The following is a 14,956-nucleotide window of genomic DNA, read 5'->3' on the forward strand; positions in this document are numbered from 1 at the left end:
CTAAGCCCGGGGCGGCGTCGGTGTTGGAAGGAACGTCCGCACCGCTTTGTCACCGACATAGCTTCATCACCGATATATTGAGGCCATGGCCACACCCACGCCACTGCGGGAACCCACCTTCCTGATCCTCACCGCCCTCGCGCGGGAATCCATGCACGGCTACGGCATCATCAGCGACGTCGCGGCCCTCTCCGGCGGGCGGCTGGCGCTGCGGCCCGGCACCCTCTACGGCGCACTCGACCGTCTCACCGACGAGGGGCTGGTCGAGCGGGACCGCGAGGAGGTCGTCGAGGGACGGCTGCGCCGCTACTACCGGCTCACCGACGCGGGCCGATCGGTGCTCACCGCCGAGACCGAACGACTGCGCCGCAATGTCGAGGCCGCCACCCAGCGGTTGGCTGTTCGACCTGCGGGCACCCGCGCCGCCGCACGCGGCCCTGTCACCGTCCCCGGAACGGCCGCCCGCCCCATCCTTCGACCGACCGGAGGCCCGGCATGAATCAGCCCAACCCTGCCCCGGAGCAGGCCGGGTCGCCGCTGGAGTCCCGCTACCGGCGACTGCTGTGGGCCTACCCGGGTGACTACCAGGCCGAGCGGGGCGACGAGATCGTCGGGACATACCTCGACACCGTCGAACCGGGGCGGCGCTGGCCGTCCCCACACGACGCCCTCGACCTGCTCGGCGCCGGAATTCGGGAGCGACTACGGGGGTACGGCGCACTTGGGCTGGCGGACGCCCTCCCGCTGGCCGCGACCGCCGCGCTGAGCACCCTCGTCGCGGTCGCCGCCTTCTTCCTCTTGCAGGTCGAGTTCGAAGACCCCCGCCTCGCCAGGCTGGACCCGGTCGGCCCGTTCCAGACCCTCGGCGCTGTCATCTGGCTGGGCTGGCTGCTCGTCGGCCTCACCGCCACGGTGCTGCCCGGCTCCTGGACCCGAATCGCCGCAGCCTGCGGTCTCCTGCTGACCATCGCCGTACCGCCCGTGGCCGCCCTCGCCGGACAACCCCGACCGCCGATGTTCGTGCTGATCCTCGCCGTCGCGCTCGGCCTGGCCACGCTCGCACTGCCCGCCCATCCCGGCTGGGCCGCGCGTAGCCTGCCGCCGCTCACGGCCGGCGCTGTGGCGGCCGCGTCCGTGGCGTTCAGCGCCGCCGAGAACGGCGGCAACATGTTCACGTCGTACGGCTCGACGCCCGAACTGTTGGCCATGGCCGGGGGGTTGATGTTCGCGCTGGTCCTGCTCGTCGGGCTCGGCCGCGCCCTGCGAGCCGACGACGCCGGCCTCTGGGCGGCCCTGCTGCTCGCCACCCCGGCTGGCCTGTTCGGCGCCGACCAGCTCAGCCAAGGGATCTGGGGCAGTCGGGGAGGCGGACCGGGCGCGGCGGCCTACGCCACCACAACCGGGACGATCCTTCTTGTCGGTGCGGCACTGCTGGCGGCGGCCATCGCCGGCCAGTCCGCACGCCACCAGAGCGTACGTCGACAGGTGCTCGACAAGGCCTGCCCGACCTGCGGACACCGTTCGACGGCGACGACTGGGACCTGACGTCGCCGGATCGGCGATGCGGCGCTTATCTGCACGGGGTCGGTGGCCGGGAGCGGATCAGGGCGACCTCGCCTGGTGGCGCATGGGTGTAGGCCGGCGGGGAACCACTACCGGCATGGGATCAAGCAGCGCGCCGGCCGTGGCAGCCTCCGGGGAGGAGGTCGGGCCCGATGGCGTACGCCAGCCGGGTGGGGAGGTGCACGCCTGGCTGCCCGGCCAGAACCAGACGGTCTGTGGCCTGGCGCTGAGCCGGACCCGGCTGCGGCGCTTCCCGCATGTGCGCTTCGACTACTCCGGCACTGACGTGCTGACCGAGGCGGACGCGGTGGGCTGGATCTGCCCACGCTGCCTGGCCGCCACCGCTGGCCGGCGGGGGAAGGAGAAGCACGGCTGGGTACGGCATTCCCCGCGGCCTTGATCGACTCGGGTTTCAGGAAATCGGGGTGTTCTGCGCGCGGTGATGCCCCGACTTTCAGGAAGTCGAGTCGATCAAGGGAGCGGGGCGAGGGCCGTGCGCTGCGCGGGGCGCTGCGGGTGGGTGGTTGAGCTGCGGCTGGGCGGGTACGGGGTCGGGCATGCGGATCGTGGTGGTGGGGGCCAGTGGCAACGTCGGTACGGCGCTGCTGCGGCGGCTGCGCCGGGAGCGGGGCGTGGAGCTGGCCGGGGTCGTACGACGGTTGCCCGGCCCGGACGCCGGTGAGCCGTACGACCAGGTGGAGTGGCACTCCTGCGACATCGGCGCGCCGAGCGCGACCGGTCAGCTCGCCGAGGTGTTCGCGGGTGCGGACGCGGTGGTGCACCTGGCCTGGCAGATCCAGCCCAGCCACGACCAGCGGGTGCTACGCCGGACCAACGTCGAGGGCAGCCGGGCGGTGATCGACGCGGTGGTCGGGGCGCGCGTGCCGGCCCTGGTGTACGCCTCGTCGGTCGGCACCTACGCGCCCGGCCCGAAGGACCACCCGATCAGTGAGCGGTGGCCGGCGACCGGTGTGCCCGGCTCGTCGTACAGCGAGCACAAGGCCGAGGTGGAGGCGTTGCTGGACCAGGTCGAGCGCGATCACCCGACGCTGCGGGTGGTGCGCATGCGACCTGGGTTGATTTTCCAGCGGGCGGCCGGTGCGGAGATCACGCGGTACTTCCTCGGCCCGCTGGCGCCGGTGCGGTTGTTGCGCTTCGGCCGGATCCCGCTGGTGCCGACGAACCGTCGGTTGCGGATGCAGGCGGTGCACGCCGACGACGTGGCCGATGCGTACGCCCGGGCGGTGTTGGGTGATGCGCGCGGCGCCTTCAACGTCGCCGCGGACCCGGTGCTCACTCCGGAGCTGGTGGCCCGGCACTTCCACGGTTGGACGGTGCCGGTCGCCGCGCCGGTGTTGCGCGCGGCGGCCGCGCTGACCTGGCGGGCGCGGCTGCAACCGGTCGACGCGGGCTGGGTGGAGCTGGGTCTGAACGCCCCGCTGATGTCCAGCGAGCGCGCGGAGACCGAGCTGGGCTGGCAGCCAAAGATCAGTGCGCTGACGGCGCTCAGGGAACTCTTCGCCGGCATGGCCGACGGCGACCACACGGCGAGCCCACCGATGTCCGGCGCCCGGGACCTGCCCGGCCGCCCCGCTGCCCTCCTGCACGCCCGCCCCCCAGGCCAGGGAAACCCCTACTAACCCCCCCACCCCACTGTGTTGATCAAGAGGTTTCGGTCAAAAAACGCCGCCCAGTTGACCGAAACCTCTTGATCACCGGCGCAGGGCGGGGCGCGGGCGCAGGGCAGTGCGCGGGCGGGGCGCGGGGCGCGGGGCGCGGGCGCGCTGGCAGGGGTGGGTGGGGTTAGGAGAGGGTGGAGGCTGTCACTGTGGGGTTGCGGGCGCCCAGGAAGAAGATTCCGGGGAAGCCGCGGGTCTCGAACTTGGCGCTGGGGTTGCGGCGCAGCGTCGAGTTTTCGATCCTCATCGTGCCGGTGCGGTTGTTGCTCACGAAGAAGACCGCGCCGCCGCCCTCGTTGGCCTTGTTGTTCTCGATGATGGTGCGGGCGATCCGTACGGTGAACTCGTTGCCGTCGCAGTAGATCGCGCCGCCGCTGCCGCCGCCGGGCGTGCCGGACTTCGCCGGGTTGGCGCCGTTGCCGATCGCCTCGTTGTTCCTCAGCAGACTGTTCAGCACCACCCACGACACGCCGATGCTGCTCAGCGCCCCTCCGTTGGAGCAGGAACCGCCGTCGAAGGTGCTGCCCACCACGTACACCGGCTTGTTCTCGTACTGGCTCAGCACCCGCACGGCCGCGCCACCCAGGTCGGGGCCGGTACGGTCGCAGCGGTTGCGGACGAAGCGCGAGTTGACCACCTTCAGCCGCCCGCCGCGTACGAAGATCGCCCCACCGCCGCCGCCCTCGGCCTTCTCGCCCGTGGAGTTGCCGTCGGCAAAGGTCAGGTTCTGCACGGTGAGCTGCGGGTGATCCTGGTTCTGACAGTGCGAGGTGGTGAAGCCCTGGGCCTGGTCGCAGGTGTTCATGTAGAGGATCCGGCGCTGCCCCTGGCCGCTCAACGTGACAGTGCCGCCGCCGTCCAGCACGACCTTCGGCCCGTTGGCGTTGCGGACCTTCGCGGTGGCGGTCATCTTGATGGTCACCGGGGCGGGTCCACAGTTGAACGTGATGACACCGCCGGCCGCCACCGCCTTCACCACCGCCGCCGAGGTGCAGCTCGCCGCGGTGCCGGTGCCGATGGTCCGGGTCGGCTTCGAGGTGTCCACCGCCCGGGCCTCGGCCGGCACGGCCGCCTTGCCGTTCGGGTTGCCGGCAGTGAGCACCTTGTTGGCGGGCTTCGGGCTCGCGCTGGCCCCGGGGCCTCCGAGGCCGTCCCGGGCCTGCGGCGCTGCGCTCTGACCCCCGGTCGGAGAAGCGGTCGGCGAAGCGGTCGAGCCGGCCTCGAAGGCGGGGGCCGGGTCGTCGGACGCGCAGCCGGGCAGGGTCGCGGTGGCGACACCGAGGACGAGGAGAGCGGCAAGCGACGTCATGCGCACCAGGTGATGCTAGGAGCCGCGACCGCGCCGTGACGAATCCGCCGAGCCGGCTTAATGCACTGCTAAACCGCCGCCCGCCGCCAAGCCACGCCCGCCGCTCGCTGCCAAGCCGCGCCCGCCGCCCGCCGCCAAGCCGCGCCCGCCGCCCGCCGCCAAGCCGCGCCCGCCGCCGCGCCGGATGTGGCGCGGTGACCGGTGATCAGGTGTGGGAGAGGGCGAAGGCGGTCAGGAAGCCGGCGACCGTGATCAGACCGACCAGCAGGTGCGCGTTCTCGAACGCCTCGGGGACCATGGTGTCGGTGATCATGGCGAGGATCGCCCCGGCGGCCAACGCCGTGATGGCGGCCAGCACCTCCGGCGGCGCGCCGCCCAGCAAAGTGTTGCCGACCAGCGCGGCGACGCCACTGACCAGCGCGATCCCGGTCCAGAGCAGGAACACGTACCGTCGGGTGCGGCCGGCCTGCCGCATGCCGGCCGCGCTGGACAACCCCTCCGGAACGTTGCTGAGGAACACCGCCGCCACCGTGACCAGGCTGACCGCACCACCGCTGAGCAGACTGGCGCCGATCACCACCGATTCCGGTACGCCGTCGAGGAGCGCGCCGACCGCGATCGCCGACCCGGAGCCGGGCTGCTCACCCTCGGAGGGCTGTTGGTCGCCGGACCGCTTGCGGTGCCGCGCGCCGCGCCGGGCCAGCGCCACGTTGGCGAGGGTGTAGGCAGCCGCGCCACCGGCCGCGCCGATCACCGTGGGCAGCAGTCCGCCCTGGTCGTGGGCGACCTCGATCAGCTCGTAGGAGACCGCGGAGAGCAGCACCCCCGCGCCGAACGCCATCACCGACGCGGTGAGCCGCTGTGGGACGCGGACGAACCAGCCGACCGCCGCCCCGATCAGCAGCGCCGACCCGGCCAGCAGTCCCCATCCGCCCGCCTGCAACCACTCTGGCATTCCGGGGACCGTACCCGGTGGGGTGCGGGCGGCAAACCGTGCTCAGAAGTCGGCGAAGAGGTACGGCACCCGGCGGGGGAACAGGCCGCGCAGCTCCACTGCGGCGTCCCCCGGCACCTCACCCAGACCGCGCAGCGGCAGCTCGGCCGGGTCCAGCACCCCGTACGCGAGGGCGGAGAGCCCGGCGGCGGTGAGCGTGGCGGTCGGCGCGCGGCCGGTGGTGTCGTCGACCAGCTCCAGCGCGCCGGTCGTGCCGTCGAGCAGGTGGGTGCCGGCCAGCCAGCGGTCCCCGATCAGCTCGACCCGGACCCGGCCCGGGCCGGCGGGCAGCCCGCGCAACGCGTCAAGCGACAGCAGCCGGGCCATCGGCGCGGACGCGCCCGGCACGGCGGTGCGGGCCTCGACGTGCACGTCCAGGTCGGTCAGCCACAGCTCGGGCAGCTCGTCGGGCGGAACCTGGACGGTGACCCGTTCGATCTGGTCCACGTGCCGGGCGAAGAACTGCAGCAGCAGCGCCCGCGCGAGCGGATCGGAGACCAGCAGCTCGTTGCCGTGCAGCGTGCCGCCGTGTTCGTCGATCCGGTACGTCACCGCGCCGGTGACCTCCCCGGCCACCCGGGCGGTGAGCAGCCAGTACTCGTCACGGTCGCGCATCCCGACCGCCCGGTAGTCCGGGAAGATCGCGAAGCCGTGCCGTTCCCGGAGGTTGCGCTCGGTGAACGCCCGCCACGCCGGATAGCCGGCGGCGATGCGTTCCCAGCTCACCTCGCCGGGCAGGTCCACCCGGAGCAGCGAGCCCAGGTTGGCCGGGGCGAAGGTGACCCGGCGTGGCTTGGGTAACCCGACGTAGCCGAACCGGGCGTAGAAGCTGGGCCGGAACGGATAGAGCGCGCTGAGCGGATGACCCTCGTCGCGCATCTCGTCGAGGAGTTGGTGCAGCAACGTCCGGACGTGTCCCTGCCGGCGGGCCAACGGATGGGTCGCCACCCCGGCGACCCCGGCCATCGGCAGCACCACCCCGCGCAGGTTCTGCCGCATCGGAATGGCCGAGACGGCGGCCAACGTGGTGCCGTCCTCCTCGGCGATGAGCGTCCGGTTGCCCTGGTTGTAGGGCAGGTAGTCGCGGAACTCGGCCGTCCGGGCGGCACTCAGTGGCGAGGATTCGAAGGCGTACGCGGCCAGCGGGAAGCTGGTGGTGAGACGGTCGTCGTCGGTCACCCGGCGGATGGTCATTCGCCCATCTCAACCTGCCGCGCGGGTCGCAGCAACCGGATTGGCCCGATCCGTGCGCCGTGCGGCGGTCACCCGACCGGCAGGTGCCGCAGGTGCCGGCGGCGGCGCAGGCGGACGCTGGCCACCGCGGCCACGCCAACCGCCAGCAGGGCGGTGACGACGAGCCCGTGCAGCAGCCCCCGGGAGAGGTAGCCGTGGTCGGTGTTGTCGACGGTCCAGGTGGCGATCTCCCGGCTCGACCAGAACGGCGTCAACCTGGCCCCCGACCCGGCCGGGTCGATCAGCATCTGCACCGTCACCACGGTGAGCAGCAGCAGCGTGCCCTCCAACTCGCGGGGCAGCAGCGCACCGATCAACATCCCGAACGGCGCGGCCACCGCGACGGAACAGAGCATCGCCGCCGCCAGGCCGCCGTACCGCAGGTCCGCGCCGTCGATCATCGGCAGCAGGAAGAACGGTACGGAGATGACCAGCCCCACCGTCCACAGGCCGAGCATCCGTCCGAGATAGAGGTGGTGTGGACGGTAGCCGGCCAACCGCAGCCTCGGCTCCAGCTCGCGGGCCGCGGTGGTGGCGAACAGCGCGGCGGTGCTCACCGCCCAGCCCACGCCGAGCAGCAGCGAGCGAACCGACTGCCCGAGATAGGCGTCCCGCCGGATCAGGTAGAAGGTCAACGGCATCAACAACAACAGCAGGAGTACGCCCCGACGCCGCAGCAGCTCCCGCAGTGTCATCTCGGCGACGGTGACGAGCCGGTTCACGGGCGACCTCCCTGAATGCCGGGCGCGTGCCACCCGGTCTCCCGCGCCGGGGTCAGGTCGAGCACGATGTCCACCCGGTCGAGTTGGTTGAGCAGGTGGGTCACCACGACGATGGCGGTGCCGGTGTCGCGCAACCTGCTGAGCTGGTCCCAGAAGTTGACGTACGTGCCCTGGTCGAAGCCCTGGTACGGCTCGTCGAGCAGCAGCACGTCGGGCGCGCTGAGCGTGGACATGGTCAGGTTGAGTTTCTGCCGGGTGCCGCCGGACAGGTGGCGGGCCTGCACGTCCCCGCCCGCTTCCCAACCGAGTTGACGGGCAGCCGCCCGACCGGCGCGGCGGGCCGGGCCACGGGCCACGCCCTGACCGGCGCCGATGAGCACGAAGTGTTCGTCGGCGAGCAGGAAGTCGGCGGTGCCGCCGGACTGCGGGCAGTAGCCGAGTCGCCCGGAGACTGTCACCTCACCGGCGTCCGGGGACATCAGCCCGGCGCAGATCCGGAGGAAGGTGCTCTTGCCGCAGCCGTTCGCGCCGATGACGGCGGCGATCTGTCCGGCCCGGACGGTCAGTGTGGCGTCGCGCAGCACGCTCCGCCGTCCGTACCTCTTGGTGATGCCGGCGGCGTGCAGCCGGACCGGCCCGGGGCGCGGTCCGGGCGCGGTGCCGATGCTCTCCACGACGGCGCCCGCGTACTGCTGGGGTGGGCCGAAGACGACCCAGGGGTCGCCGCCTCCCTCGCGCAGGTGTGTGGCGGCCTCGGCGACCACGTGCCGCGCGGCGTCCGCCGCGACCCGCCGCTGGTGCAGCTCGGCCGTGAGCGTCCGCAGCCAATCGTCGGCGTTCACCGGCTGACCCCCTTCGTGACGATGTCGTTCACCGGCCGGACGAAGGTGAGCCAGGCGCTGCCGCCGGCGCGGAGCGCCGCGTACCCGTCGTCGGTGAGCCGGTAGTACTTGCGGGCCGGCCCGGCGTTGCCCTCCCGCCACTGCGCGGTCACCAGGCCGGTCTTCTGCAGGCGCAGCAGCACGGGATAGAGCGTGCCGCCCTGGATCGGCCCGACGCCCGCCGTGTCGAGCGCCTGGGCGAGCTGGTAGCCGTAGGACTCGCCTTCGGACAGCAGGGCCAGGACGCAGATGTCGAGCACCCCCCGCAGCCACTGCCCGCGCCGGTCGGAATCCACTCGATGGACAGTAGCGACGCAAGCTAGATGGCACAACCATCTACTGTCGGCGACGGCACCCGGACGGCCGGCCCGGAGCCGGCCGCCGAGTGAGTCGTACGGGTCAGCGGGTGACGACGTCCGAGACCACGACCGTGACGTTGTCCGGTGCCCCGGCATGGTGGGCCAGCTTCACCAACTGCTCACCGCACTGCTGACGGTCGGCGTACATGCCCAGGGCCGCCGCGATGGCCTCGTCCTCGACGTAGTCGGAGAGCCCGTCGCTGCACAGCAGCAGCCGGTCACCGGGGACCACTGTGAGCACACCGACAGCGGGCGGGGTGTCGGCGCCCTGCACGGCCCGGGTCACCAGGGACCGCTGCGGGTGGTGGCGGGCCTGCTCGGGCGAGAGGGTGCCCTGATCGACCAGCGCCTGCACGAACGTGTCGTCCCGGGTGAGCTGGGTCAGCTCCCCGTCGCGCAGCAGGTAACAGCGGGAGTCGCCCACCTGGGCCAGCACCAGCGTCTCCCCGGCCAGCAGCGCCGCGGTGAGCGTCGTCCCCATGCCGTCCCGGCTCGGGTCGACGGTGATCGCGGCGTGGATGCGCTGGTTGGCGGTGCTGACCACGGCACGCAGGGCGTCGGCGGCGCCGTCGGGGTCGGTCGGCGGAGCCAGCTCGTCCAGGATCCGGATCACGATCTCGCTCGCCACCTCGCCCGCAGGCAGCCCGCCCATGCCGTCGGCGACGGCGATCAGGCGGTCACCGGCGAGGGCGGAGTCCTCGTTGTTGGTGCGCACCAAGCCGATGTCGTTGAGGATGACCGAGCGGAGGATCAGCGTCATGGGTCAAGCTTGCCAAGAACAACCCGCATTCGTCTCTACGCCTCCTACCTAGGTCGAGAAATGATTGCGATTTTCGTCGGCGGCCCCGACGGTGCGTGACCGGTCGGCCCGTTCTCAGCGGCGCGGATAGCGCAGGAGCAGGCTGGCGGCGACCTCCTCGTCACCCACCGCCGCGTAGCTGTGCGGCACGTCCGACACCCAGCGGAGGTGACCACCGGCCGGGGCGGTCAGCGGTGCGTCGGCCGGCCCGGCGCGCAGCACCCCGGCGAAGACGGTGACGTGCTCGGTGACCCCCGCCGGGTGGGCGGGGGAGAGCTGCCCGGGGCCGGGCGCCACCCGCATCCGGTACAGCTCGTAGGTCGCGTCGGTGTCGGTGAACACCTCCAGCAGGGTGGCGGTGACGGCGGAGCCGTGCACTGTCGGCCCGGCGGCCGGCTCCGCCAGCACGGCCGTCAGCGGTACGCCGAGCTGCGCGGTGACCGCCCAGAGCGTCTCCAGGGTGGGGTTGCGGGTGCCGTTCTCCAGGCCGGAGAGGGTGGCCTTTCCGACACCGGCGAGCCGGGCGAGTGTGGACAGTGAGATCCCCCGCTCCTCGCGCAAAGCACGGACCCGGCGTCCGACGACGGCGGGATCCACGTCGAGGCCCGGACGCGGGGCTGGTGGTGGGTGTGACACCCGGCTATCGTGCTACACGCTGCCGTTCCGTAAACGGAACAGTCGGGAGGGTTGGAGTGGCGGGACCCGTACAACCGGTGCTGGCCGGGGTGGTGACCGCGCTGGTGGGCTTCGCCAGCTCGTTCACCGTCGTGCTGGCCGGGCTCCGAGCGGCTGGCGCGTCGGACGCGCAGGCCGCCTCCGGCCTGCTCGCGCTCTGCGTGGCGAGCGGCCTCGCCGCCGCCTGGCTGGGCTGGCGGTACCGGATACCGATGAGCGCCGCCTGGTCCACTCCGGGCGCGGCGTTGCTGGTAGCGACCGGGCCGCCACCGGGCGGATGGCGGGTGGCGGTGGGCGCGTTCCTCGTCTCCGGCGTGCTGATCGTCGCCGCCGGACTGTTCCCGCCACTCGGTCGGGCGGTGGCCGCCATTCCCAAGCCGGTGGCCGGCGCGATGCTCGCCGGGGTGCTGCTGCCGCTGTGCACAGCCCCGGTCCGCGCGCTTGTCGAGCTGCCGGTGGTGGCCGGGCCGGTAGTGGTCGCCTGGCTGCTGCTGCACCGGTTCGCCCGCCGCTGGGCGGTGCCCGGTGCGCTGGTGGTGGCGGTGGCGGCGATCGCGCTCACCGCACCGCCGGCCGGCCTGACCGGTGCCGCGCTGATCCCGTCGGTCACCCTGACCGCGCCGGCCTGGAACGCGTCCGCCCTGGTCGGGGTGGCCCTGCCGCTGTTCCTGGTCACCATGGCCGCGCAGAACGTACCCGGCATGGCGGTGCTGGTCGGCTACGGCTACCGGCCGCCGTTCGGCGCCGCGCTACGTACCACCGGCCTGGCCAGCCTGCTCGCCGCCCCGGCCGGCGGGCACGCGGTGAACCTCGCGGCGATCACCGCCGCGCTCGCCGCCGGCCCCGACGCGCACCCCGACCCGGAGCGCCGGTGGATCGCCTCGGTCACGGCCGGCGCTGGACTGGCAGTGCTCGGCCTGGGCGCCGGGGTGGCCACCACGCTTGTCGCTGTCGCCCCACCGATCCTCATCGAGGCGGTCGCCGGGCTGGCGCTGCTGGGCGCCCTCGCCACCGCGCTCGCCTCGGCGGTGACCGACCCGGCGACCCGCGAGGCCGCCGTTGTCACCTTCGTGGTGACCGCGTCCGGGGTGACGCTGATCGGCGTGGGCGGCGCGTTCTGGGGCCTGGTCGCGGGCTGCCTGATGCTGCTGCTCTTCCACCGCCGCCCAGCCGCCCCGTCAGCCGAGGCCACCCCCGCCGAGCCGGGGCCGTCGGGTTACTCCTCGGATGGCAGGTCGGCCACGCCGACGGCCAGGAGGACCCGGCCGTCGGCCACCGAGCCGATCCGGTCGGCCGGTACGTAGACCGCGCCGGTGCGGGTCAGCTCGGTCGAGACCTTCAGGTAGCCGCTGTGCAGCAGCCGCGCCGCCAGATCGGCCGGCACGTCCGGCTCCTCGACCGCGGTCGCCTCGATCAGCTCGTCCAGGCTGCTGCCCGGGTCGGCGGTCGGTGTCTGGACGGTCACCGCGTTCGGGTCGCCCCGCTGGACGAGGTCCACGGTTCCGACCTCGGTGCCGGCTGAGTCGACCACCGGCATCCCGGTGGTGATCCGTGAGATGGTCGCCTGCTGCGCGTCCTGCTGGTCCATCCCGCTGCGGTTCCCAGGGCGTCGCGCCGCTAAACGCCGCCGGCCCGGAGGTGATAGATGCGGAGGCGGCAGATACGCAGGTGATGGGCCTGAAGAGCGTGATGCCTCTGAGGCATCACTATGCCTCGGAGGCATCACCGTCGAAAGCAATACCGCGGAGGCATCACCGTCGAAAGCAATACCGCCTCCACGGCCCGCGCAAGGTGGCGGGCGACGGGCCGCCACGCAGCGGCACGCAACCCATTCAGGTGTTCGGGAGGGTCCAGCCGCCGGGCGGTCGGGGAGACAGCTCGCGCCAGGTGTCCGGCCCGTCGAGCAGTGCCCTGACGGTGTCCTCGGCCTCGTCCGCACTGCCGTACTCGTAGAAACGGGAGATGCCCTCGGCGCCACCGGCGCGCTGCTCGACATGCCATCGGTCGGCGTCCACCCGCAGGAAGACGTCCCGCCGGGCCAGTCGCCCCCACTTCCCGTTCCACCAGTGCTTTCGCTGCTCCATGGCGGGACTCTATCGAACACACGTACGAGAAGGTGCGGCCCCTGCGGGAATCCCACAGGGGCCGATGTGCATCCGTTCGGCGTCAGCGCTGCGTCGGCGGCTCGGGACGGCGGCCCAGCACGTCGTCCAGCGCCCCGCGCTGCTGGCCGGGAGTGGTGTGACCGGCGGAGACCAGGGCGTCCCGGATCTCGGTGAGCAGCTTGACCTCCTCGCTCGGCGCCGAGGGCGGCGGCTCCTCGCCCCGCTGCCGCCGCTCGGCCAGCTTGTTCATCGGGAACACCACGAAGAAGTAGAGCACTGCGGCGGTGAGCAGGAACGTGATCAGGGCGTTGATGAACGCCGCCCAGTCGAAGACCTGACCGTTGAGTGTCCACTTCCCGGCCGAGAGGCTGGTGCCCCCGCCGATTGCCTTGATCAGTGGTTCAAGGAACGACTTGGTGAGCTGGGTGACCACGCCCGTGAAAGCAGCACCGATGACGATGCCGACCGCCAGGTCGACGACGTTGCCGCGCATGATGAAGTCTTTGAAGCCCTTGAGCATCCGTACTCCCGAGGTGTCCGCTTTTCTGTCGGGCACAACCTATGCCCGTACGGCGGGTTCCAGAAAAGCGCCGGCTTCGAGCGCCGCCCGGCCGGGGTCGCCGGCCCGGATCGCCTCGACCAGTCGGGTGTGGTCGACGTAGCGCTCGGGGGTGAGCGCCCCACCCATGGCCTGGGCGACGGTGCTGCGCAGGGCGGTGCCCACCGAGGCGTACAGCTCGGCGAGCATGGCGTTGTGCGCGGCGGCGACCACCGCCGTGTGCAGCGCCGCGTCGGCCTCGACGAACGCGTCGACCTGGCCACCGTGCCAGGCGGCCTCGCGCTGGGCGAGCGCGCCGTCGAGCGCCGCCAGGTCCTCGGGGGTACGCCTCAGCGCGGCGAGCCGGGCGGCCTCCACCTCGAAGGCGCGGCGTACCTCGACGACCTCGGTCATCCGGTCGCCGCCGAGACGGCGGGCGACCACGGGTGCCAGTTCGTCGGTGGACACCACGTAGGTGCCGGAGCCCTGCCGGCATTCGAGCACCCCGGCGTGCACCAGGGCGCGGACCGCCTCGCGGACCGTGTTGCGCCCGACACCCAGCGCGGCGACCAGTTGTGGCTCGGTGGGGATGCGCGCGCCGACGGGCCACTCGCCGCCGAGGATCCGCGCGCGGAGTTGCTCGGTGGTCTGCCGGACCCGATGGCCGCGGGGCGGCACGGGCGGCTGGTCGCGGGGCGGCGCGGGCGGCTGGTCGCGGGGCGGCGCGGGCGGCGCGGAGGGGAATTCCACAGACGGTGGCACTGGTTACATCACCGGTCCCAAATTCATCCCATGATTGTAGGTTAGCGGTCATGACCCCGCCACCAACCGCCGCTCCGGCGCTGCCCGCCCCCGCCACCGCCGACCCCCGCCCGAGCCGGGACCCCGGCGCCGGCCGGCGCACGCACCCGGCGACCGGTGGCGCGCTGGTGCTGGTCGGGATGCTGCTGGTAGCGCTCAACCTGCGGGCTGTGGTGACGAGCCTCGGCGCGCTGCTCGACGAGGTCCGCGACGGGCTGGGCCTCTCCGGCGCCACCGCCGGCCTGGTCACCACCCTGCCCACCATCGCGTTCGCCGGCCTCGGCGCGCTCACCCCGTGGCTGGTCCGCCGGGTGGCACCGGCCCGGGTGCTGGTGGTGGCCATGCTCGCCCTCGCCGTCGGCCAGGTGCTCCGGGTCGCCACCGACTCGGCCTTGATCTTCGTGCTCACCAGCGCGCTGGCGCTGTCCGGCATCGCGGTCGCCAACATCCTGCTGCCGATGCTCGTCAAGCAGCACTTCCCGCACCGCACCGGCCTGGTCACCGGGGCGTACACGATGGCGTTGACGGTGGGCACCACGGTGGCCGCCGCCTCCGCGGTGCCGATCGCGCACGCCTTCGGGTCGTGGCGGGCCGGGCTCGGCGTCTGGGCCGCGATGGCCGCGGTGGCCGTACTCCCGTGGGTGCCGCTGGCGCTGCGGACCCGCGCCGCGGCGCGGCGGGCGACCCCGACGGCGGCCGTCGCCGCACCCACCCGGGTCCGGCCGGCGCGGACCCGGCTCGGCTGGGCGATGGCCGTCTACTTCGGGGCGCAGTCGCTCAGCGGGTACGCGATCATGGGCTGGCTGGCCCAACTGTTCCGCGACGCCGGTTACCAGCCGGAGTCGGCCGGGCTGCTGCTCGCCGGGGTGACCGCGCTCGGCGTGCCGATCGCGCTGCTGATGCCCACCCTGGCCGGCCGGTTGGGCAGCCTGCGTCCGCTGGTGCTCGGGCTGACCACCGCGTCGACGCTGGCCTACCTGGGGTTGGCGCTCGCACCGCACGGTGCCGCGCTGCTCTGGGTCGCCCTGCTGGCGATCGGTCAGGGCGCGTTCCCGATGATCCTCACCGCCATCGGCCTGCGCGCCCGCACCGCCGAGGGCACCGTCGCGCTCTCCGCGTTCGCGCAGAGCACCGGCTACGTGATCGCCGCCCTCGGCCCGCTGATGGTCGGCATCCTCTACGAGGCCACCGGTGGTTGGACCGCGCCGATCGGGTTCCTGCTGGGCGCCCTCGCCGTGCAGACGGCGGCAGGCATGGCGATCGCTCGTCCCCGTTACGTCGAGGACGAGTGACGAGCC

18 protein-coding genes are annotated in these 14,956 nt (G+C 72.9%); 6 read left to right on the forward strand and 12 right to left on the reverse strand.

Annotated features, from left to right (window positions below):
* Positions 1–85: 85 nt before the first annotated feature.
* The 4 genes from ACX27O_RS02260 to ACX27O_RS02275 all read left to right on the forward strand — a co-directional run bounded on the left by ACX27O_RS02260 (position 86) and on the right by ACX27O_RS02275 (position 3,203).
* Positions 86–499, forward strand: coding sequence for a PadR family transcriptional regulator (locus ACX27O_RS02260; RefSeq protein WP_458938889.1), 414 nt, complete (start codon positions 86–88; stop codon positions 497–499).
* Positions 496–1,545 (forward strand): GlsB/YeaQ/YmgE family stress response membrane protein, encoded by a 1,050-nt coding sequence (locus tag ACX27O_RS02265; protein WP_458938890.1) that lies wholly within the window; start codon positions 496–498, stop codon positions 1,543–1,545. Before ACX27O_RS02260 ends, ACX27O_RS02265 begins: the two co-directional genes overlap by 4 nt.
* Positions 1,546–1,660: 115 nt before the next feature.
* Positions 1,661–1,963 carry a hypothetical protein gene (locus ACX27O_RS02270; RefSeq protein WP_210865027.1) on the forward strand — a complete coding sequence of 101 codons (303 nt, stop codon included), beginning with the start codon at positions 1,661–1,663 and terminating at the stop codon, positions 1,961–1,963.
* A gap of 157 nt (positions 1,964–2,120) precedes the next feature.
* Entirely contained in the window at positions 2,121–3,203 is a 1,083-nt protein-coding gene (locus tag ACX27O_RS02275; protein WP_210858219.1) for an NAD-dependent epimerase/dehydratase family protein, read from the forward strand.
* 163 nt (positions 3,204–3,366) lie between these two features.
* Here the strand turns inward: ACX27O_RS02275 and ACX27O_RS02280 are convergent, their stop codons facing one another.
* The 8 genes from ACX27O_RS02280 to ACX27O_RS02315 all read right to left on the reverse strand — a co-directional run bounded on the left by ACX27O_RS02280 (position 3,367) and on the right by ACX27O_RS02315 (position 10,175).
* Positions 3,367–4,551: a hypothetical protein gene (locus tag ACX27O_RS02280; protein WP_210858225.1), complete on the reverse strand. Its 1,185-nt coding sequence runs from the start codon at positions 4,549–4,551 to the stop codon at positions 3,367–3,369.
* 205 nt (positions 4,552–4,756) lie between these two features.
* The gene (locus tag ACX27O_RS02285) at positions 4,757–5,506 is read right to left on the reverse strand and encodes a ZIP family metal transporter (RefSeq protein ID WP_030332334.1); all 750 of its coding nucleotides are present in this window, start codon (positions 5,504–5,506) and stop codon (positions 4,757–4,759) included.
* Positions 5,507–5,548: 42 nt separating this feature from the next.
* The gene (locus ACX27O_RS02290; protein WP_458938891.1) at positions 5,549–6,739 is read right to left on the reverse strand and encodes a GNAT family N-acetyltransferase; all 1,191 of its coding nucleotides are present in this window, start codon (positions 6,737–6,739) and stop codon (positions 5,549–5,551) included.
* Positions 6,740–6,807: 68 nt separating this feature from the next.
* Positions 6,808–7,500 carry a hypothetical protein gene (locus tag ACX27O_RS02295; RefSeq protein WP_030332337.1) on the reverse strand — a complete coding sequence of 231 codons (693 nt, stop codon included), beginning with the start codon at positions 7,498–7,500 and terminating at the stop codon, positions 6,808–6,810.
* Positions 7,497–8,342, reverse strand: coding sequence for an ABC transporter ATP-binding protein (locus ACX27O_RS02300; RefSeq protein WP_051708479.1), 846 nt, complete (start codon positions 8,340–8,342; stop codon positions 7,497–7,499). The genes ACX27O_RS02295 and ACX27O_RS02300 overlap by 4 nt, the downstream gene beginning before the upstream one ends.
* Positions 8,339–8,677: a PadR family transcriptional regulator gene (locus ACX27O_RS02305; protein WP_030332341.1), complete on the reverse strand. Its 339-nt coding sequence runs from the start codon at positions 8,675–8,677 to the stop codon at positions 8,339–8,341. Before ACX27O_RS02305 ends, ACX27O_RS02300 begins: the two co-directional genes overlap by 4 nt.
* A 103-nt stretch (positions 8,678–8,780) precedes the next feature.
* The gene (locus tag ACX27O_RS02310) at positions 8,781–9,500 is read right to left on the reverse strand and encodes a PP2C family protein-serine/threonine phosphatase (RefSeq protein ID WP_030332349.1); all 720 of its coding nucleotides are present in this window, start codon (positions 9,498–9,500) and stop codon (positions 8,781–8,783) included.
* Between the two features lie 114 nt (positions 9,501–9,614).
* Positions 9,615–10,175, reverse strand: coding sequence for an XRE family transcriptional regulator (locus tag ACX27O_RS02315; protein ID WP_245233627.1), 561 nt, complete (start codon positions 10,173–10,175; stop codon positions 9,615–9,617).
* Positions 10,176–10,231: 56 nt separating this feature from the next.
* On the opposite strand from ACX27O_RS02315, the gene ACX27O_RS02320 reads away from it, so the two are divergent.
* A complete protein-coding gene (locus tag ACX27O_RS02320) occupies positions 10,232–11,518 on the forward strand; it encodes a benzoate/H(+) symporter BenE family transporter (RefSeq protein WP_081883829.1) in 1,287 nt (428 codons plus the stop codon).
* Here the strand turns inward: ACX27O_RS02320 and ACX27O_RS02325 are convergent.
* The 4 genes from ACX27O_RS02325 to ACX27O_RS02340 all read right to left on the reverse strand — a co-directional run bounded on the left by ACX27O_RS02325 (position 11,431) and on the right by ACX27O_RS02340 (position 13,535).
* Positions 11,431–11,802, reverse strand: coding sequence for a hypothetical protein (locus tag ACX27O_RS02325; protein ID WP_030332355.1), 372 nt, complete (start codon positions 11,800–11,802; stop codon positions 11,431–11,433). The genes ACX27O_RS02320 and ACX27O_RS02325 overlap by 88 nt on opposite strands.
* A 244-nt stretch (positions 11,803–12,046) precedes the next feature.
* Complete coding sequence (locus tag ACX27O_RS02330; RefSeq protein WP_030332357.1) at positions 12,047–12,298, reverse strand: hypothetical protein; 252 nt, start codon at positions 12,296–12,298, stop codon at positions 12,047–12,049.
* 82 nt (positions 12,299–12,380) lie between these two features.
* Positions 12,381–12,839: a large conductance mechanosensitive channel protein MscL gene (gene mscL, locus ACX27O_RS02335; protein WP_030332359.1), complete on the reverse strand. Its 459-nt coding sequence runs from the start codon at positions 12,837–12,839 to the stop codon at positions 12,381–12,383.
* A gap of 39 nt (positions 12,840–12,878) precedes the next feature.
* Positions 12,879–13,535 (reverse strand): FadR/GntR family transcriptional regulator, encoded by a 657-nt coding sequence (locus ACX27O_RS02340; protein ID WP_030332361.1) that lies wholly within the window; start codon positions 13,533–13,535, stop codon positions 12,879–12,881.
* Between the two features lie 263 nt (positions 13,536–13,798).
* Here ACX27O_RS02340 and ACX27O_RS02345 point away from each other — a divergent pair, with 263 nt between their 5' ends.
* On the forward strand, positions 13,799–14,950 hold the full coding sequence (locus ACX27O_RS02345) for an MFS transporter (protein WP_245233630.1): 1,152 nt from the start codon (positions 13,799–13,801) through the stop codon (positions 14,948–14,950).
* The last annotated feature ends 6 nt before the right edge of the window (positions 14,951–14,956 follow it).

The sequence above is a fragment of the Micromonospora sp. SD19 genome, from assembly GCF_054462275.1.